The sequence below is a fragment of the Mucilaginibacter puniceus genome (assembly GCF_054783175.1).
In genome coordinates this window covers 1311435-1330673 of record NZ_BAAGRB010000001.1, presented here as the reverse complement: position 1 = coordinate 1330673, position 19239 = coordinate 1311435, and the positions used below count along the sequence as shown (strand labels likewise).

Below are 19239 nucleotides of genomic sequence, written 5' to 3'. Positions count from 1 at the left end.
AAAAAATCCTATTTTTGCAACCTTAATAAATACGGTATCACCATTATGACTATTGCATTATCCGAACAGGAAATTATACGCCGCGAATCATTACAGCAATTACGTGCCCTGGGCATTGACCCTTATCCTGCTGAGGAATATAAGGTAACCGCCTTTGCACAGGATATTACCGACAACTTCAGCAAATTTCCGGATACCTATAAATCTGTAACTATTGCCGGCCGTATAATGACCCGCCGTATTATGGGTAGTGCGTCTTTTGCCGAGATCCAGGATTCAACCGGCCGAATGCAGATATACCTGAAACGTGATGATATCTGCCCGGGAGAAGACAAAACACTTTACAATACCGTATTTAAAAAGCTATTGGATATTGGCGATTACCTAGGCGTTAAAGGCTATGTATTTTTAACACAAACAGGCGAAATATCTGTACATGTGGAAGAGTTGACCATCCTGGCTAAATCATTAAAACCGCTACCTGTTGTAAAACGCGACGAAGAAGGAAACATTCACGATGGCTTTACCGATCCCGAAATGCGCTACCGCCAGCGATATGTGGATTTGACCGTAAACCCCGAGTACAAACAAATATTCATTAAACGTTCAAAAGTAATAAGCGCCATGCGTAATTACTTTAACAACCAGGGTTGGATGGAGGTAGAAACCCCTATCCTGCAGCCGGTACATGGTGGCGCTGCTGCACGTCCGTTTGGTACGCATCATAATACGCTGGATATGCCTTTATTTTTGCGCATAGCCAACGAGTTATACTTAAAAAGATTGATTGTAGCCGGTTTTGATGGTGTATATGAGTTTGGTAAAATGTTCCGCAATGAGGGCATGGACCGCACCCACAACCCCGAGTTTACCGCTATGGAGATATATGTAGCCTACAAAGATTATATCTGGATGATGAATATGGTGGAGGAATGCTTAGAAGAAGTTACCCGCGCCGTACATGGCATACCTGCTGTACAGGTTGGTGGTAACGAGATCAACTTTGCAGGGCCGTATACGCGCTTATCCATGTATGATTCCATCCTAAAATATACAGGTATTGATGTATCTGCAATGGATGAAGCCGGCTTACGTGAAGTTTGTGCCGACCTGAATATTGAGGTTGACCCTACCATGGGCAAGGGCAAACTGATAGATGAGATATTTAGCGCTAAAGTGGAGGCTAACCTGATACAGCCGACCTTTATAACTGACTACCCTATTGAAATGACCCCATTGGCTAAAAAGCACCGTACCAAAGACGGCTTGGTAGAGCGTTTTGAGTTGTTTGTGAACGGTAAAGAGATAGCCAATGCTTATTCGGAATTAAACGACCCTATTGATCAGCGTGAGCGTTTAGAGGAACAATTGATATTAGCCGGCCGCGGTGATGATGAAGCTATGGCGATGGATGATGACTTTTTACGCGCATTAGAATATGGCATGCCGCCAACGTCAGGCCTGGGTATTGGTATTGACCGTTTAGTGATGCTGTTAACCAACCAAAGCACCATACAGGAAGTATTGTTCTTCCCGCAAATGCGCCCTGAGAAAAAAGCCAAGGTGGCTACCGCAGATGATTTTATAAACATAGGTGTACCTGCAGAATGGGTACCGGTATTAAATAAAATGGGCTTTAATACGGTTGAAGAATTAAAAGCAGGCAATCCCAACAAAGTATTTAACGATTTAGGTGGAATGCGCAAAAAACTAAAGCTGGATATTACTATGCCTGCTAAAGAAGTGGTGATGGCCTGGTTTGAATAATACAACTCCCCTCCTGTTATTCTGAGCGTAGCGAAGAATCTTATTAAAGCTATGATCAAGCGTACAAGATTCTTCGCTATGCTCAGAATGACACTTCTTTTTATTGAACTCTCTTTACAATTTATTAACAGAATGATAAAGCAAAGCAAACTTTGGTGTTAAAACCGATGTTTAATTTTATAGTTGTAATACTATATATAAAAACGTTATGGTTAATTCAATGTTAGAGATCACAGAAAGCGAGTACCTGATCAAGCTAAACAGACAAAATTTTAATTTGTCATTTATCAGGAGTTTATTAAAAATGGTTGAAGTAGCTAACCCTGCTGAAGCTGATTATACTGAAAACAGGTTAACATCAAGAAATCAAGTTATTTCTTCGGAGCCTGATTATTTCAGTTCACTTGACGAAAAATAAAAGGCTTTAAACGATTAGTTTAAAGCCTTTTATTTTTTACTAAAACTGGCGATATCCGCCTTTTACTACTTGTTTATCCATTTGCGCCATTTGACCCTTCATCATCTTAATCTGGTCGGCCAACAGTTTATTCTTATCATCCTTAGCCGCTTCTTTTAAATACATTTCCGCTTCGCGCTTGTTGCGTTTAGCCATGGCAATACCCGCCAGGCTCAACTTAGCCAATGCTGTATTATGCGACATACGCATACCCAAAGTAAGCGACTTTTTAAAGTACTTTTCTGATTTCATTGGGGCCTTCCTTGACTCAATTAAGCCTATCAGTAAGTTATAATAACCGTGCTGGCCCTTGTGTAATTGCTTTTCGTAGTCGTTAACTTTTAACAACCACTCTTCGGCTTTATCGCTGTTTTCTTTTCGCAGAAAATATTGCGATATCAGCATATTCTCATTAAAGAAAAAGGTAAGCAAAAACATACCACCTAAAAATATGGCTAATATACCCCATCCCCAAAAACCAAACACACAAAGTGCAACACCGGCACCAAACAAAATACAGGCTATTACCAGCCTAACTATATTCGACATAATTCGTTATCCTATTTAAAACAGTTGCAAATATCCGTTTATTTGTAGTGTAAATCAACATCTGCGTGAATATTTATGGCAATTGAATTAGAACCATCCTGGCTTGAAGTTTTAGGCAACGAATTTGAGAAAGATTATATGCTTAAACTCAAACAGTTTTTAAAAGAAGAGAAGGAAGCAGGCCAAATTATATATCCCAAAGGAAGCCATATTTTCAACGCATTTAATACAACACCATTTAATGAAGTTAAGGTGGTAATTTTAGGACAGGACCCCTATCATGGCCCAAACCAGGCACATGGCTTATCTTTTTCGGTGCAAAAAGGCATTCCTACCCCACCGTCGCTACAAAATATATATAAAGAGCTGGCTACAGATATACCCGGCTTTACCATTCCTCGCAGCGGTGACTTGACCGAATGGGCAAAACAGGGCGTACTTTTACTAAATGCCACATTAACCGTTAAGGCAGCAACCGCAGGCTCGCACCAAAAAAAGGGCTGGGAAAAATTTACCGATACGGTAATCAAAACTATATCCGATAAAAAAAGTGGCGTGGTGTTTATACTTTGGGGTAACTATGCGCAATCAAAAGCTGAGCTAATCGACGGCAATAAACATTTAATTATTAAATCTACCCACCCCTCACCCCTGGCTGTAAGCCGCGGTGGCTTTTTTGGCTCGAAACCGTTTTCAAGAACTAACGATTATTTGAAGCAACGGGGTGAAAAACCGATTGACTGGAGCATCAGTGATTAGTGATTGGAGAATAGAGGTTAGCTAAGTTATGTAACTAATCTCTAATTAACTGATCTCTAATCACTGCCAAAAGCCCTAATACTCCAACGGCACAATAGGCTCTTTTTTATTGGTAGATAATATCATCATGGTGTGGAAACTTTTAACCACGCTGATGCGGCTTATTTTTTCCATGATCAATTGCTCGTATGATTTAATATCCCTCACATAAACCTTTAGCAAAAACTCGCAATGGCCGGTTACGTGATGACACTCGGTAACCTCTTTAATAGCCTGTATCTCTTTAATAAAAGTTTGTATGGTATCTTTTTCGTGAAAATCAAGCGATATTTGGATAAAGGTTTTTATACCCAAACCCAGCTTTTCCTCGTCAACCAGGGCATGATAGCTTTTAATGTATTCCAGGTGTTCCAATTTACGCACGCGCTCTAAAGTAGGCGCCGGTGAAAGCCCCACTTCATTTGAAAGCTGAAGGTTGGTTATCCTTCCGTTATCCTGTAATATTTTAAGTATTTGTAAATCTGTTTTATCTAATTCTGATGCCATAACTGTAATGTTGTTCTAATATACAAAATATAATTTGCCAAAATTGAAAATATAGAAATTTAATTTTTATCAAAATTTAGACATATCTAAATTTTTTATTAGATTTGTTTAAATGAATACTTTAGCAGAAGAAAATTACTTAAAATCTATCTACCACTTGTCGTTAAACGCAGGCAATGTAAGTACTAATCAAATTGCAGCTTCATTAAATACAAAAGCGGCATCTGTATCTGATATGCTTAAAAAACTGGCAGATAAAGCACTGGTAAACTATGCTAAATACCAGGGAGTTACCCTTACACCTACCGGAGAAAAAATAGCCGTTAACATCATACGCAAACATCGTTTATGGGAATATTTTTTGGTGGAAAAATTAAACTTTAAATGGGATGAGGTTCATGAAATGGCCGAGGAAATGGAACATATATCCTCAAGAGAATTGATAGACCGTTTAGATAAATTTATGGATTACCCCCGCCATGATCCGCATGGTGACCCCATACCTGACAGTAACGGCAATTTCAAGCCTAATGACTTAATAGCTGTAGTAGATGTTAAAGCTAATACAAAAGGTGTGATATCAGGTGTGCGAGACCACTCGGCAGCGTTTTTGCAATACCTGGAAAAACAACAACTAACCATCGGAAAAAAAATAACTGTAACAGAAGTTATTGATTACGATCAATCTATGATTATCCAATCTCATGATAAAACCATACACATCAGCCGCGAAGTGGCAAATAACCTATTAATAGCCGTATGAGTAGCCACAACGAATCGTTAAGTAATGTACACAGTTCGGTACCTACTGCCAACAAAACCGGGTGGAAAAAAATACTGGCTTTTATTGGCCCTGCTTATTTAGTTAGTGTTGGGTATATGGACCCCGGAAACTGGGCAACAGATATTGCGGGTGGCAGTGCATTTGGGTATCGATTAATATGGGTGCTGTTAGCATCAAACCTTATAGCTCTGTTATTACAATCATTAAGTGCCCGCTTAGGAATTGTGCGCGGGCTCGATCTGGCTCAGGTTTCAAAAATAACTTATCCTCCCTTTGTTAACTTTTGCCTGTATATTTTAGCACAACTGGCTATTATAGCCTGCGATCTGGCCGAGATAATTGGTATGGCTATTGGTTTACAATTATTGTTTGACCTGCCGCTTATCTGGGGCGTATCATTAACCATAACTGATACTTTACTCATGCTATTTTTGATGAACAAGGGCATGCGTAAACTGGAGGTCTTTATTGTATCTATGATATTTATTGTAGGGCTGTCATTTTTGATAGAAATGTTTATTGTTACGCCTGATATTAAAGAAGTTGCCAAAGGGTTTATACCGGGCAATTTATCGGGCAGCGCTTTATATATTGCCATAGGTATTATTGGCGCAACGGTAATGCCGCATAATCTGTATTTACACTCATCATTAGTACAAACCCGCCAAATAACCCGTACGGACGAAGGCATAAAAACCGCTATAAAATTCAACTTCTTTGATACGGTTATAGCACTTAACCTGGCCTTTTTTGTAAATGCGGCTATATTGATATTAGCTGCCAGCGCTTTCTATAAAAACGGATATTTTGAGATTGCCGAGATACAGGATGCTTATAAATTACTGGAAAATATTTTTGGAAAGATTGCTCCAACACTCTTTGCCATCGCATTAATAGCCGCGGGACAAAGCTCGACCATAACCGGTACGCTTGCAGGACAAATAATTATGGAAGGGCATATTAACCTGCGTGTAGAACCCTGGCTGCGCCGTTTATTAACCAGGATACTGGCTATTGTTCCGGCAGTGTTTACCATAATTTATTTTGGAGAGAAAGGACTGGGCGACTTGATTATATTAAGCCAGGTAGTATTAAGCTTGCAGTTGGGCTTTGCAGTTATTCCACTAATACACTTTACATCCGACCGTAAAAAGATGGGCAAGTTTGTAATTGGCACAAAAGTTAAAACCTTAGCGTGGATATGTGCATTGCTTATTGTGGGCTTAAATACAAAACTGGTTTATGAAGAAATAACAGGCTGGATAAATACCTCACCAAACACTGCTTTTTGGATGTATATTTTAGTTATACCATGTGTAGCGGGTATTGCTTTTTTACTGCTTTATGTTTTCCTACGTCCGTTGCTATTTAAGCATAAAGATACCGATGTGTATGTCCCGCATGGAATTGCTTCGGCTATTAATAATTTGGATGCCATTCATTATAAACACATAGCCGTAAGTATTGATTTCTCGAAAAATGATACAGACTCTATAAGACATGCTATTATGCAGGGTGGCAAGCAAGCCAACTACACTTTAATTCATGTTGTAGAAACCGCAGGCGCCCACTACAATGGAGGCGATGTTATGGACCATGAAACACAAAGCGATGTAGATAACCTGGACCACTATGTTATCGACTTAAAAAAATTAGGTTATAAAGTTGATGCGCAAATTGGTTTTGGTACCGCCGCAACTGCCATAGCTGACATTGTTAAAAAGGAGAAGATAGACTTTATTGTAATGGGATCGCACGGGCATAAGGCTTTAAAGGACCTTATTTTTGGCACTACGGTTAATAAGGTGAGGCATAAGGTAAATATTCCTGTATTAGTGGTAAAACCATTAGTCAAACAATAACCCATCCCTAATTGTCTTAGCGGTAATTTTTGTAAGTTTGCACCCCGATATTATTATACATGATCCAGGATAAAATATACATAAAGAACAAAAAAGCTTACTTTGAATACAGCATCCTGGATAAATACGTTGCGGGTATAAAGTTATTGGGTACCGAAATTAAATCTATCCGCGAAGGTAAAGCTAATATAAATGATGCCTTTTGCACTTTTATTAATGGCGACCTATATGTGCGTAATTTGCATATTGCTGAATACGCTATGGGCTCGTTTTATAACCATGAAGCTAAGCGGGACCGGGTTCTCCTTCTAAACAAAAAAGAGCTAAAAAAACTTCAAACCCGTGGCGAAGAAAAGGGATTAACTATTGTTCCACTGGCATTATTTATAAGCGAACGTGGTTTTGCCAAACTGGAAATAGGCCTTGCCCAGGGTAAAAAGACATTCGACAAACGCGAAACCTTAAAAGAACGCGATACCAAGGTTGAAATGGAAAGAGCTATGAAACGCTAACCCCCCAGTCCCCTTAAGGGGGAGTTTTAACCGCCACTGTTCCCCCTTCAGGGGGTTAGGGGGCTACCAGGCTTTATCCCCTACCAATGGCACAAATCTAAAAGTATCCAGCACATGCCTTTCGTAGTCATGCTCGCCGGTTTTTAGTATGGTAACCATTTTTTGCGAATTTTCATCGCCTACGGGTATAACTAATATTCCGCCGATATTTAATTGATCTAATAGAATTTCGGGTACGGTGGGTGCACCGGCAGTAACTATTATTTTATCATAGGGGGCACGGTTGGCAATCCCTTTTGAGCCATCGCCCAAAAAAAATTTAGGTTTGTAGCCCATTTTAGGTAAAACCTGTGTAGTACGCTCATAAAGCGTTTCCTGCCGTTCGATAGTAAAAACTTTAGCGCCTAATTCTAATAATATACAGGTTTGATAACCGCAACCAGTGCCAATCTCCAATACCTTATCACCTTTTTTAATATGCAGTAACTCGGTTTGATAAGCAACCGTGTAGGGTTGAGATATGGTTTGGCCTGCCCCTATCGGGAAAGCAATATCCTTGTAAGCCTGATTCCAGAAGGTTTCATCAAAGAAAAAATGTCGCGGTACTTTGCCAATGGCCTGCAATACACGTTCGTCTTCAATACCTTTCTCTTTTAACAAGTTTACCAGTTTTTTCCTTGCTCCTTGCTCGCGGTAATTATCAATATATTTGTAAGCCATTAGTAAAGCAAAGTTATATAAAAAGGCAGTTTTATATAGCTTGTTGAAAAATACTAATTGATAGCTGTAGCGTTCACTTTAAACAGCGCGTATTAACAATAAACATCTATGAAAAAACTTGCAGTACTTAAAACTATAAGTGCATTTATGCTTACAACTATTGCCATTATTGCTTGTACAAAAGGTAATAATGATAACGCAACTATAATAACTGATGCTGTGATATATAACTCCGGACCTGTAGCAGCTGACGGTTGTGGATGGACGTTAAAAGCGGCCGCCAATGACAGCACTTACTCCCCAATCAATTTGACGGCCGATTATAAGGTAAACAATTTGAAAGTTAAAGTTAGATTTCATCCCTTGAAAACAAAATTTAGCTGTGGGTGGGGTGCAAAGCTTACTGAAATTACTATCGATAATATTACCAGGATACCTTAGTAGGGGTCAACATCGGGCTGTATAATACTACCCTTACTTAGTTTTGTGGTTTGAAACTGCGTGATTATATCACGTATGACTGCTTTTACTTTATTTATTGATAAGCCATCTTTCTCAAACTTGAGCATTATTGATTTGATATAGTAATTGCGGATACGGCTTATTAATGGTGTTTCCGGACCTATTACTCTATCTCCAAACTGTTTACGCAATTCGTTACCTAAGTAAACTGATTGATTATATAGTATCTCGGGGTCCTTATGCTTAATATCTAAGTTTATGATACGGTAGAATGGCGGGTATTTAAAGCTCTTACGTTCCTCCATTTCGGTAAAATACAGTTCATGGTAGTTGTTTTCAATCACCTGCTTTATTACCCGATGCGCAGGATCATAAGTTTGTATCACTACTTTACCTTGCTTACCCCTGCGTCCTGCCCTACCGCTTACTTGTGCCAGCATTTGATAGCTACGTTCATTGGCACGGTAATCAGGGAATTTAAGCAGGCTATCTGCATTAATAATCCCAATAACCGTTACATCAGCAAAATCAAGCCCCTTGGCAACCATTTGCGTCCCTACCAGTATATCTATTTTTTTTTCTTCAAGATTGTTTAAAATGGTTTGCAAAGAACTTCGCGAACGGGTAGTATCCAGATCCATACGGGCAATACGAGCATCCGGAAGTAAAAGCGTTAATTCATCTTCAACCTTTTCTGTACCAAAGCCTTTATACTCTATATGTGTTGAGCCGCAGGCGGGGCATATGTGGGGTATATCTTCTTTATATCCACAGTAATGGCAGTGCAACTTATTGGTATGCTTATGGTAAGTTAAGCTAACATCGCAATTGATACATTTGGGCGTGTAAGCACATATTTTACACAATAAAACCGGCGCATAACCACGACGATTTTGAAATAAAATCACTTGCTCTTTGTTGTCTAAAGCGGCTTTCATATCCGCCATTAATACACCCGTAAAATGCGATTGCATGGTTTTACGCTTGGTTTCTTCGGCAATGCTTACCACCTCAATAGTGGGCATTTCTACACCGCCATAACGTTCGGTTAACTCTACCAAGCCATACTTATGGGTGCGTGCATTATAATAGCTTTCAAACGATGGCGTAGCCGACCCCAACAATACTTTACCGCTATGCATATTAGCTAAAAATATAGCCGCATCGCGCGCATTATAGCGTGGTGCCGGGTCAAATTGTTTGTAAGATATTTCATGCTCTTCATCTACAATAATTAACCCAAGGTCGGCAAATGGCAGAAATACAGATGACCTTGCGCCTAATACTACCTTATACTCTTTATCCAGCACTTTTTGCCAAACCTCTACCCGTTCGGCATCATTAAACCGAGAATGATAAACACCTATGCTGGCACCAAAATACTGTCGTAAACGCTCTATAATATGGGTAGTTAAAGCAATCTCGGGTAGTAAATAAAGCACTTGCTTGCCTGTAGCTATCATTTCTTCAATCAGCCGGATATATATCTGGGTTTTGCCGGATGAAGTTACCCCATGCAATAACACCACATCCTTCTCCTCAAACTGATCTTTTACCGAAACTAAAGCCCGTTGTTGTTCATCACTTAGTTTAAAATTGCTGTATTCATCCTCATCTTCATTGTGCAAACGGCTTACTATTTTTTCTTCGGCGACAAATATCTCCTTTTCAATTAATGAGGCTATGCTTGCCGCTCCTGCTCCGCTTTCTTCAATTAATTCGTTTTTGGTTATGCTTTTTTGATGACGTGCAAGTTTAATATATGCCAATACTGCATCAGCTTGCTTTGGAGCGCGCTTTTCTAAAATCCCAAATAACTCTTTCAGATTTTCCTGGTCATGATAAACAGGATTTAACATGATGAAAGTTTTTTTTCTGGGCTTGTACCGTTCGCTTACTTCTTCGGATATATGAATTACATTCTTCTCAAAAAGCAGCTTTAAAATGGGCATTACTGTCTTTTGTCCCAGTAACTTAGCAATATCACTTACAGTAAGTTCAGGCTGAATATCTAATGCTTCAACTATCAAAAACTCCTTATCATTTAAGGCTGACTTATCTACTTCAAAATCCTTATTTAAAGCTATGCGGGTTTCGCTGGCCAGCTTTAAGGCCGAAGGCAGTGCAGCGTGCATCACTTCGCCAGGGTTGCACATATAATACTCGGCCAGCCATTGCCAAAACTGTAGTTGTTTGGTAGTTACTACAGGTTTATCGTCTAATATTTCTATTAAATATTTAGCTTCGTATTTTTCTGGCGGCTGCTCTGATATGGCAAAAATTATGGCTGTATATAATTTACTTTTACCAAACTGCACCACTGCACGCTTGCCAATTTGCACCACATCATTCATTTCAAAAGGCACACGGTAGGTGTAGTTTTTTGAAATGGCCAATGGTAAAATCACTTCAACAAAAAGTGTTTTCCTATCGGTATACAGTGCATCAGTAAATTCTAACATGCAGGTTACTTATGTCTAAAAGCGGCAAATGCCAGTGTTAGCCAGCCCATTATAAATAACAATCCGCCAATTGGTGTTATGGGCCCTAAAGTTTTTACCAGGCCGGAGCTTAATCCTAAAATATCGCGGCATGATATAAGATATAGCGAACCAGAAAAAAGCACTATCCCAAACACGAAAAAATAAAAACTGGTTACTATCATATTATTTTTAAACCGTGCGAATGTTGAAAGGAACAACAAAGCAAAAACATGGTAAAAATGATATTGAACGGCAGTATGCCATACTTCTAAATGTGCAGCAGTTAATTTTTCCTTTAAACCATGAGCCCCAAATGCGCCTGTTACTACAGCCAACATACCAAATAACGAAGCTGTTATGATGATTTTTTTATTCATATTGATAGATGCTATGAACAGCTAAGTTAACCAATTGAAAGTATTACTTGAATGCATCCAAGTAAAAATCTAACTTGCAATGTAAACATTATGAAACGGCCATTAATTATATCGATAGTATTGCTTGTAATTACCATATTGGTAACAGTTGTTTATTTTAAAAACCTGCAAAGGAATGGCCCACGCACACGCCAGGTACTGCAAAACATTCCTGATGATGCAGCGCTAATATTGGAGTTTAATAACGACAACAGTTTTTATGATATTTTTAACGAAAGCCGGCTATTTACAAATGTTATTGGTGAAAATGTCATAGCCGATCTGGATACGCTACGTAATCAACTTTTATTAAATGAACAGCTTGAGCCATTTTTTACCGGGCAAAATATTTTTATATCATTACATCCACTAAAAAACAATACGGTCGAATTATTACTTACATCAACAGCAAAACAAAAGTTTGATGCTACTACAATTGATGAATTAGCTAAGCAAAAAAATACCGGCCTTCTGATCACACCTTTTAATATTGGCACTAAAAAAGCATACACCATTTATTCCCAAATACTTAAAAAACGCTTTTACCTGGTTAATAAAGAGGAAGGAATATTTGCCGGAAGTTTTTCAAAAGATCTGGTTATTGAAAGCGCGCAGTATCTGCCAAAAAAAGATAAATCCAGTTTTATATTGCTGCCCGATCAGCAAAACTCCAATTCTTTAGCCAATTTATATGTAAATTACAGCCAGCTTACCCCATTATTTGAACAGCTATTTAAAAATAAGAATACTGATATTTTCAAGTGTTTCAAGGCGTTCCCTGCATTAGCAGTATTGAGTTTAAACTTTAAAAGCGATGCTTTGATGTTTAATGGATATTCAGAGATTCAAGCTAATCAACCGCCTGCTTATTTAAACCTGTTTGTCTGGCAACAGCCGGTTACCAATGAGTTGAAGGATATTTTTCCATCAACTACTGCCTACAGCATAAGCTTTGGCGTTTCTGATCCTCAAAAATTTAAATCTGACCTCGCTGAATACTATACTGGGGCGGGTTTGCAATCTGAAAAGGATTCACTTTTTAATAAAATTAAAACCGAAACAGGCATCAACCTATTTAATCAATTTAATCAGTTATTGGGTGCCGAATTTGCTGTTGTAACTACACGCTATCAGGAAAAGTTGGCTATAATATCATTAAAAGATGGTTCGCAATTAAAGCCTACCATGTATAACATTGCTACTATGAGTACTGATAATATTGGCCAAATAAATTATAACAAAATCCCTTTTTTTATATTGGGAGAGGCATTTGCACAATTTAACCATCCGTGGTTTATGATAGTTGATAATTATTTGATTTTGGCTAATACCCAAAATGAGTTAAATAGTTATTACGATACCTATGTTAATCGCAAATTTCAAAGTAAATCTGAACAGTATAAACAATTTGATAACCTGGTGGCCGAGCAAAGTAATGTATCGTGGTATATCAACTTCAACCAATCACAATCAATATTGGAAAGAGATTTGAACCAAAATTTTTATAATTTTTACAACACTAACACTACCGGATGGAAAAATTTCTACGCAGCTTCGTATCAACTTACAGCTGTAAATAAAAAATTCTATACTAATTTTTGCATGCGACTTAACCCTGCCGATAGTGTTTCAATTAAGTAACAAAATGGCTTCCTGCAGCGTAATAAGATGTTTTTTATATCTTTATGGCTTTAACTGTTTAATGGCGTTTGCAGGTTTTTTTTATAAATGAAGAAAGTATTATTTTTTAATTTTCTGTTTTTTCTTTCAGTAAAAGTTTTTAGTCAGCAATTTTCCCAGTATAATACCGGCACATTATATGATTCTTTTGAAAATCCATCACAAAGATCTTTTATACCGGATTCAAGCAGGCAATACGCATCCAATTTTTTTCTACCAAATTTTAATGCCAATTTCCGCTTTACGGGTGACGCACAAACTGCTTTTAAAACAAGGATATTTGCCGATGCCTATGATGCGTCTGCTATACCGGTAGGTACCGGCAGGTATAATTATTTGCAGGCAAATGCCAGTGCATATTTGTTCATGTTTAAAATGTTTACCAATCTTGAAGGTAGCCGCGAAGTGGGCTTTTTTATAAAAACCAGCGCAGAGTCAAGGGGAATAATAAGTAACGAGTCGTTAGCCATATTTAATGGTTTTGATAAGTTTACCAACGATACCTACAACGATATTTTTAATAATAGATTCTCCTATCAGACTTATCATCAAATAGGCATGAGTTTCAGGGAGCAAGTTACGCCCAAATTGGCTATAGGTGTAAAAATGGGCCTGTTATCGGGTATTGATTATCAAAAATTCAGTTTCTATCAATCGCAAATTGATTTTAACAGGACCAATAACCAGGCTTTACTAACTTTATCAGGTGTACATTATAGCGCCAGCTGGGCTGGAAGGAGTACTATAATTGAAAATATGGGTTTTGATTTCAGGAACCCTGGAGTTGCTATCAGCATTGGCGCAGCTTATAAAACAGATGATGCTTATAAGTTTCAGTTTAACATAAAAGACCTTGGGGTTATTCATTGGAGCAATAGCAGATCTAAGGTATCCTATTTCGAAAGCGATAAAGCGCCAATAACTATAACATCAAATTCAGCAGCCGAAAAATCTGTAAGCGATGCTGTAGGTTATATAGTCAATTATTCGGCAACACAAACTACAAGAGGCTTTTACTATCCTATTAATGGCATTATTGAAGCAAGTGTAAATAAGGATTATTGGTTAAATTATAACCAAACTTTAAAATTTTCGCCAACTGTTATATTAGCAAAGGAAATATTTTATCCGGGTTTTACCGGGGCCTTGGTTGCACCTGTACAATACGATAAGTATGTGGTCACTCTAACACCATCATATAATGATTTACGACTATTGAGTGTAGGTGGCCAGTTTATGATAAAAACACCCGATACTGATTTTTATATTGGTAGCGATGCCCTTTATCAAACCATCAGTTTTACTAAAGAGGCTATTCAAAGTGGCAACTATACACCCGGTAAAACTGGTAGGTTTACGGGAGCAAATTTTTTCATAGGGTTAACTTTTAAATTTGGGAATGTAATTGAGCACCCAATGAATGCCAGCTATATACCAATGGGCGAAAAAGGATTTTTTGGTCGCCTGTATGAGCGGATCTTTAAAAAAGATAAAAATTACTAAGTTTTTTTTGAGGTTACCAGGAACTCTTTTAGATAATACGGTTCAAAATAAGCCACATCTTCAAAATCTTTAACAGCAAACTTCTCTGCAGCTTTTTGGGTAAGATGCATTGCCGAATTGGCAAATCCATTTAAAAATTCAGCATTGGGATTATTGCTCAAAACTGCCTGGCATTTTTCGGCACCATCACCAAAAAACAATATTTTACTACAGGCAAGGTATTCATTAAAGCTTTGTTCGTCAATAATTTCAGCAGCGGTATCTTTTATCTTATTGCCTGAAGCATCAAACAATGCGGTATATACCTCCATACGGCGGGCATCAATCATGGGACATAAAAGCGTATCGTCATCTACACTTAAACCTTTATCTGTTATCACTCCGTTAGCCATTGCTACTAAGGTTTCAATAGCTATTAAAGGTTTATCTAAAGCATAGCATAATCCCTTAGCTGTTGATACACCTATACGCAAACCTGTATACGAGCCGGGGCCACAGCTTATGGCTATGGCATCAAGATCAGTGTATTTTAAACGCGCTGCATTAATTAGTTCTTCAATATATAGTGTTATTACCTCGGCATGTACATTACGTTGGTCAACCTGCTTAAAGGCGGTAACAACCCCATCTGTTGCTAATGCAACAGAACATACAGTGGTAGCGGTTTCAATTTGTAATATTCGGCTCATGTGTTTTATGGTACCGGGTCGTGCCCATGCCCTCCCCAGGGGTTACAACTTGCAATGCGCTTTAAAGTTAACCATCCGCCTTTAAATGCTCCATGCTTTTTAATAGCCTCAATGCCATATTGCGAGCATGTTGGCGTATACCGGCATGATGCCCCTGTAAGCGGCGAAATCAAATATTGGTACAGTTTTATCAGCACTATAAAAATAACGCCTATTACCTGCTTAAAAAATGTAGTAATGGCATTCATTTAGTTACCTGCTCGCAAAGTTGGGTTAACAGCTTTTGCATTTTTTTTTCAATAGTATCATAGCCTAAAATTTCTTTACCTATATACCCTACAGAAAATACAATGGTTTTATCAATATCCTTAAGCACATCATGCAATTGTTGTTGCTTATTTAGGCGGTATGCTTCGCGAATACGGCGTTTAATTAAATTACGGTCGACAGCTTTTTTAAAGCGCTTTTTTGAAACTGAAAATAATATTTGTGCACAAACAGGCTGAGGGTGAGCAGGAAAAAGCCAGGAAACTTTAAAAGGGTAACATAAAAAAGAAGAACCGTTATGATAAAGCTCATCAATAAGCTTTTTATTACATAACCGTTCTTCTTTTTTAAAAGTATACATTTTGCTAATTCCTGAACCGTTATCCCCTACTTACAAGCTGAGGTCATAATAGGTAAACATACGGTTCATACCCCTATAAACAGGAGCTGTAACCAGCTTTATGCTTTATGACGACGTTCGTCTGATACTGATAATCTTTTTCTGCCTTTGGCTCTTCTGGCTGCTAATATTCTTCTACCGTTAGCAGTTGACATGCGCTCACGGAAACCGTGTTTATTTCTTCTTTTTCTTTGAGAAGGCTGGAACGTTCTTTTCATAACTATTTTTTCTATCGTTGTTTAAAAAAACAAGAGCGCAAATGTAGCGTAATTTTTAAACTTTTTCAAATTTTTTAGCAAATGGATTATCCGCCTTTTTGTTTCGACAAAATATCACGTATTTCAGTCAATAAAACCTCCTCTTTTGTTGGCACAGGTGGAGCCGGTGGAGCAATTTCTTCTTTCTTTTTTGTAGCATTAATAGCTTTTACAATAACAAATAAAGCTATAGCAACTATAACAAATGATATTACCTGCGATAAAAAATTACCATATTTAATAGCAGTACCTGGTATTACTAACTGGGCCAAATCAGTCAAATTAGCTGCATCAAGTGCCGGGGTAAGTATGGCTGGGGTTATAATATCATCTACCAATGAGCTTACTATTTTGCTGAATGCCCCGCCAATTACAACGGCAATCGCCAGGTCAACTACATTGCCACGCATGGCAAACTCTTTAAATTCTTTTACAATAGCCATTGATTATAACTTTGGTTTAAATAAAGTTAATAAAACTATATGTCTGCCCAAACAAAAATTATTTTTTTGCATTTACAATCAATAAAAACATACTTCACAACTAAGTTTTCCAATTTAGCTTAATTGATGTATTTTTGACCTATCTTACTATGCTAAAACAAAATCTTCAACAAAAGCTTTTACAAAAGCTTTCGCCACAGCAAATACAATTTATAAAATTGTTGCAGGTACCTACTGTTTCTTTAGATACTCGTATAAAGGAAGAGTTGGAAGAAAACCCCGCGCTGGAAGATCTGAGTTTAACCAATTTAAACGAACCCGAAGAACAATACCCAGACCGCGACCCAGATGAGGACACTTATAATGGCGAAGAAGAAAAAGGTGAAGCCGAAGAGTTTAATATAGATGATTATTTGCAGGATGATAATGTAAATGATTATGGAACACGCTATGACCAAAATGGCGATGATGAGGAAGAACGCAAGGAAATGCCAATTGCTGTACAAAGCTCGTTTTTTGAGAGCCTGCAGGCGCAGTTAGATATGTTGCCCCTATCAGATAAAGACTTTAGGATAGGAAAGCAAATAATAGGCAGCTTGGATGATGATGGTTATTTACGCCGCCCTATAACTTCGCTTACTGATGACCTGGCATTTTCTCAAAATGTTATGGCCGAAGATGAAGAAGTGGAGGATATGCTTAGGATTATACAAGGTTTTGACCCGGCAGGTGTTGGCGCACGCAGTTTGCAGGAATGTCTACTTATTCAATTACGAAAAAAAGATAGTAACGATCCAATAATAGTTAAAGCCATTAATGTGGTTGAGCATTACCTGGATGAGTTTACCCGTAAACATTATGATAAGCTGGAAAAATCATTAAACATGACTTCGGCACAACTACGCGCGGTGGTAAATGAGATATTAAAGCTTAACCCCAAACCCGGCGATTCAAACGAGGTGAACACCAAGCAAATGCAGGTTATTCCTGATTTTCACATCAAAAACAGCGATGGTGTATTAATACTTACTCTTAATTCAAAAAACGCCCCAGAGCTAAGGGTAAGCCGCTCATACCAGGAAATGTTCCAGCATTATGATAAGGCATCGCAAAAGGATAAAAAACTAAAAGAAGCGGTACAGTTTGTAAAGCAAAAGCTTGACTCGGCCAAATGGTTTATTGATGCCATTAAACAACGTCAGCAAACCCTGTTAAAAACCATGAATGCCATTATGCAGTATCAATATGAGTTTTTTTTAACGGGCGATGACAAGAACCTTAAGCCCATGATATTAAAAGATATTGCCGATAAAATAGGCATGGATATCTCGACAGTATCAAGGGTAGCCAACTCCAAATATGTACAGACTGAATTTGGTACATTCTTATTAAAATCTTTCTTCTCAGAAGCTATACAAACCGAGAGCGGCGAAGAAGTATCAAACAAGGAGGTAAAAAAAATACTGGAAGAAAATATTGGCAAAGAAGACAAACGCCATCCTCTGGCTGATGAAAAATTGACCGAAATTTTGAAAGAAGCCGGTTATAACATTGCCCGCCGTACGGTTGCTAAGTATCGGGAACAAATGAACATACCCGTGGCCAGGCTACGTAAGGAGTTATAAACTATTAATAAGTAAACCGCGGCGAGCTAACACCGTATCGGTTATTCAATAAAATACCAATTATCAACTCATGAGTACCCCTGCTTACAGTATTTAACGCCGATGTGGTGATATCATACGAGTAACCGACATTTAAAAAAGAGTTTAAATAAAACCCTGCTAATGCTCCAAATGAGTCTTTATGTCGATAGGCCCCGCCTATCCAAAACTTATCCTGGAAAGCCAGTTTTAAATTAACATCATAAGTTATTGGCACCGGCTTTATTTGTTTGATCAAAAACGATGGCATTAATGTCAGGTCATCTGCTATAAAAAACTTAGCCCCGGCTGTTACAAAATAATGAGGTACCGTTTTATTTGAACCTATGGCAGCAGCCTGCGTCGTAAAATATAATTGCGTAGGCAATAATTGTTGAGCTGAAATGCCGAAATAATAATTAGATGAATATAACCATACCCCTGCTCCCAAATCGGGCTTAAACTGGCTGTTATTGCCATTTGAAATGGCCGGATCAAGTGGATTTTCTAAAGTAATTTCGGATGTGTTTAAAGCGGTACGCATAAAACCGGCTGATACACCTACTGATAAATTTAGTTTATCGGTAACTCCTAAATGATAAGCATAGGTTGCGGCTACGTTTGTTTGAGTAATAGGACCTGCCTTATCAGTAACTACCATTGCACCAATGCCATGGTGCGGTTCTGATGCCATATAGTTTTGCGTGTAAAGCCTGCTATTAGGATTTGTGCCACCACCGGGGGCAAATGAATTGGCACTACTTTCAATAAAATTTCGGCCTATGGGGGTATTTATGGTAATGTAGCTGGTTACTGGCGCTCCATTTAATCCGGTCCACTGGCTACGGTGACCTGCTTTTATATCTGTATAGTTCTCGATACCGGTTACAGCCGGATTTAATAGGTAATTATTAAATACATATTGCGTGTACTGCGGCCTTTGTTGTGCATATACTGCGGTTGTCAATAAAGCAAACAGTATTAATAAATAAAATAATCGTTTCATTAAGAGAGTAGCCACCGCACTATAGCAATAAGGT

21 protein-coding genes are annotated in these 19239 nt (G+C 38.1%); 10 read left to right on the top strand and 11 right to left on the bottom strand.

The features are described 5' to 3' along the window. Positions 1 to 45: 45 nt before the first annotated feature. Entirely contained in the window at positions 46 to 1767 is a 1722-nt protein-coding gene (gene lysS, locus ACYVJ6_RS06390) for a lysine--tRNA ligase (protein WP_460693197.1), read from the top strand. 208 nt (positions 1768 to 1975) lie between these two features. Further along, positions 1976 to 2185, top strand: coding sequence for a hypothetical protein (locus ACYVJ6_RS06385; protein WP_460693196.1), 210 nt, complete (start codon positions 1976 to 1978; stop codon positions 2183 to 2185). Positions 2186 to 2224: 39 nt separating this feature from the next. Here ACYVJ6_RS06385 and ACYVJ6_RS06380 read toward each other — a convergent pair whose 3' ends face one another. Next, complete coding sequence (locus ACYVJ6_RS06380; RefSeq protein WP_460693195.1) at positions 2225 to 2773, bottom strand: DUF2892 domain-containing protein; 549 nt, start codon at positions 2771 to 2773, stop codon at positions 2225 to 2227. A 75-nt stretch (positions 2774 to 2848) separates the two neighbouring features. Between ACYVJ6_RS06380 and ung the strand changes: the two genes are divergently transcribed. Then, entirely contained in the window at positions 2849 to 3532 is a 684-nt protein-coding gene (gene ung / locus ACYVJ6_RS06375; RefSeq protein WP_460693194.1) for a uracil-DNA glycosylase, read from the top strand. Positions 3533 to 3607: 75 nt separating this feature from the next. Here the strand turns inward: ung and ACYVJ6_RS06370 are convergent, their stop codons facing one another. After that, entirely contained in the window at positions 3608 to 4078 is a 471-nt protein-coding gene (locus tag ACYVJ6_RS06370) for an Lrp/AsnC family transcriptional regulator (RefSeq protein WP_460693193.1), read from the bottom strand. A 112-nt stretch (positions 4079 to 4190) separates the two neighbouring features. On the opposite strand from ACYVJ6_RS06370, the gene ACYVJ6_RS06365 reads away from it, so the two are divergent. From ACYVJ6_RS06365 to smpB, 3 genes are read left to right on the top strand one after another with little or no spacing between them, the layout of a single operon-like run. Further along, positions 4191 to 4841 carry a metal-dependent transcriptional regulator gene (locus ACYVJ6_RS06365; RefSeq protein WP_460693192.1) on the top strand — a complete coding sequence of 217 codons (651 nt, stop codon included), beginning with the start codon at positions 4191 to 4193 and terminating at the stop codon, positions 4839 to 4841. After that, on the top strand, positions 4838 to 6724 hold the full coding sequence (locus ACYVJ6_RS06360; protein WP_460693191.1) for an Nramp family divalent metal transporter: 1887 nt from the start codon (positions 4838 to 4840) through the stop codon (positions 6722 to 6724). Before ACYVJ6_RS06365 ends, ACYVJ6_RS06360 begins: the two co-directional genes overlap by 4 nt. A 59-nt stretch (positions 6725 to 6783) precedes the next feature. Then, complete coding sequence (gene smpB, locus ACYVJ6_RS06355) at positions 6784 to 7236, top strand: SsrA-binding protein SmpB (protein ID WP_460693190.1); 453 nt, start codon at positions 6784 to 6786, stop codon at positions 7234 to 7236. A gap of 63 nt (positions 7237 to 7299) precedes the next feature. Here smpB and ACYVJ6_RS06350 read toward each other — a convergent pair whose 3' ends face one another. After that, on the bottom strand, positions 7300 to 7956 hold the full coding sequence (locus ACYVJ6_RS06350; protein WP_460693189.1) for a protein-L-isoaspartate(D-aspartate) O-methyltransferase: 657 nt from the start codon (positions 7954 to 7956) through the stop codon (positions 7300 to 7302). Between the two features lie 108 nt (positions 7957 to 8064). Between ACYVJ6_RS06350 and ACYVJ6_RS06345 the strand changes: the two genes are divergently transcribed. Continuing rightward, positions 8065 to 8397, top strand: coding sequence for a hypothetical protein (locus ACYVJ6_RS06345; RefSeq protein ID WP_460693188.1), 333 nt, complete (start codon positions 8065 to 8067; stop codon positions 8395 to 8397). Here the strand turns inward: ACYVJ6_RS06345 and priA are convergent. Both priA and ACYVJ6_RS06335 read right to left on the bottom strand, forming a co-directional pair. After that, the gene (priA, locus tag ACYVJ6_RS06340; RefSeq protein WP_460693187.1) at positions 8394 to 10880 is read right to left on the bottom strand and encodes a replication restart helicase PriA; all 2487 of its coding nucleotides are present in this window, start codon (positions 10878 to 10880) and stop codon (positions 8394 to 8396) included. The two genes, ACYVJ6_RS06345 and priA, sit on opposite strands and share 4 nt — an antisense overlap. A 5-nt stretch (positions 10881 to 10885) precedes the next feature. After that, on the bottom strand, positions 10886 to 11278 hold the full coding sequence (locus tag ACYVJ6_RS06335; RefSeq protein ID WP_460693186.1) for a DUF423 domain-containing protein: 393 nt from the start codon (positions 11276 to 11278) through the stop codon (positions 10886 to 10888). Positions 11279 to 11368: 90 nt separating this feature from the next. On the opposite strand from ACYVJ6_RS06335, the gene ACYVJ6_RS06330 reads away from it, so the two are divergent. Beyond that, positions 11369 to 12958: a hypothetical protein gene (locus tag ACYVJ6_RS06330; RefSeq protein ID WP_460693185.1), complete on the top strand. Its 1590-nt coding sequence runs from the start codon at positions 11369 to 11371 to the stop codon at positions 12956 to 12958. A gap of 87 nt (positions 12959 to 13045) precedes the next feature. Continuing rightward, positions 13046 to 14500, top strand: a complete 1455-nt coding sequence (locus tag ACYVJ6_RS06325; RefSeq protein WP_460693184.1) for a DUF5723 family protein — start codon at positions 13046 to 13048, stop codon at positions 14498 to 14500. Here the strand turns inward: ACYVJ6_RS06325 and tsaB are convergent. From tsaB to mscL, 5 genes are all read right to left on the bottom strand, one after another. After that, positions 14497 to 15189, bottom strand: coding sequence for a tRNA (adenosine(37)-N6)-threonylcarbamoyltransferase complex dimerization subunit type 1 TsaB (gene tsaB, locus ACYVJ6_RS06320; protein ID WP_460693183.1), 693 nt, complete (start codon positions 15187 to 15189; stop codon positions 14497 to 14499). The two genes, ACYVJ6_RS06325 and tsaB, sit on opposite strands and share 4 nt — an antisense overlap. Positions 15190 to 15194: 5 nt before the next feature. Further along, positions 15195 to 15437: a membrane protein insertion efficiency factor YidD gene (yidD, locus tag ACYVJ6_RS06315; protein ID WP_460693182.1), complete on the bottom strand. Its 243-nt coding sequence runs from the start codon at positions 15435 to 15437 to the stop codon at positions 15195 to 15197. Continuing rightward, positions 15434 to 15817 carry a ribonuclease P protein component gene (rnpA, locus tag ACYVJ6_RS06310; RefSeq protein WP_460693181.1) on the bottom strand — a complete coding sequence of 128 codons (384 nt, stop codon included), beginning with the start codon at positions 15815 to 15817 and terminating at the stop codon, positions 15434 to 15436. Before rnpA ends, yidD begins: the two co-directional genes overlap by 4 nt. A gap of 98 nt (positions 15818 to 15915) precedes the next feature. Beyond that, positions 15916 to 16074 carry a 50S ribosomal protein L34 gene (gene rpmH, locus ACYVJ6_RS06305; protein WP_157526498.1) on the bottom strand — a complete coding sequence of 53 codons (159 nt, stop codon included), beginning with the start codon at positions 16072 to 16074 and terminating at the stop codon, positions 15916 to 15918. 86 nt (positions 16075 to 16160) lie between these two features. Beyond that, positions 16161 to 16556 (bottom strand): large-conductance mechanosensitive channel protein MscL, encoded by a 396-nt coding sequence (gene mscL / locus ACYVJ6_RS06300; protein WP_460693180.1) that lies wholly within the window; start codon positions 16554 to 16556, stop codon positions 16161 to 16163. Positions 16557 to 16705: 149 nt separating this feature from the next. On the opposite strand from mscL, the gene rpoN reads away from it, so the two are divergent. Next, complete coding sequence (rpoN, locus tag ACYVJ6_RS06295) at positions 16706 to 18181, top strand: RNA polymerase factor sigma-54 (protein ID WP_460693179.1); 1476 nt, start codon at positions 16706 to 16708, stop codon at positions 18179 to 18181. A gap of 4 nt (positions 18182 to 18185) precedes the next feature. On the opposite strand, the gene ACYVJ6_RS06290 is transcribed toward rpoN, so the two are convergent. Continuing rightward, entirely contained in the window at positions 18186 to 19205 is a 1020-nt protein-coding gene (locus ACYVJ6_RS06290; RefSeq protein ID WP_460693178.1) for a PorP/SprF family type IX secretion system membrane protein, read from the bottom strand. Positions 19206 to 19239: the final 34 nt, after the last annotated feature.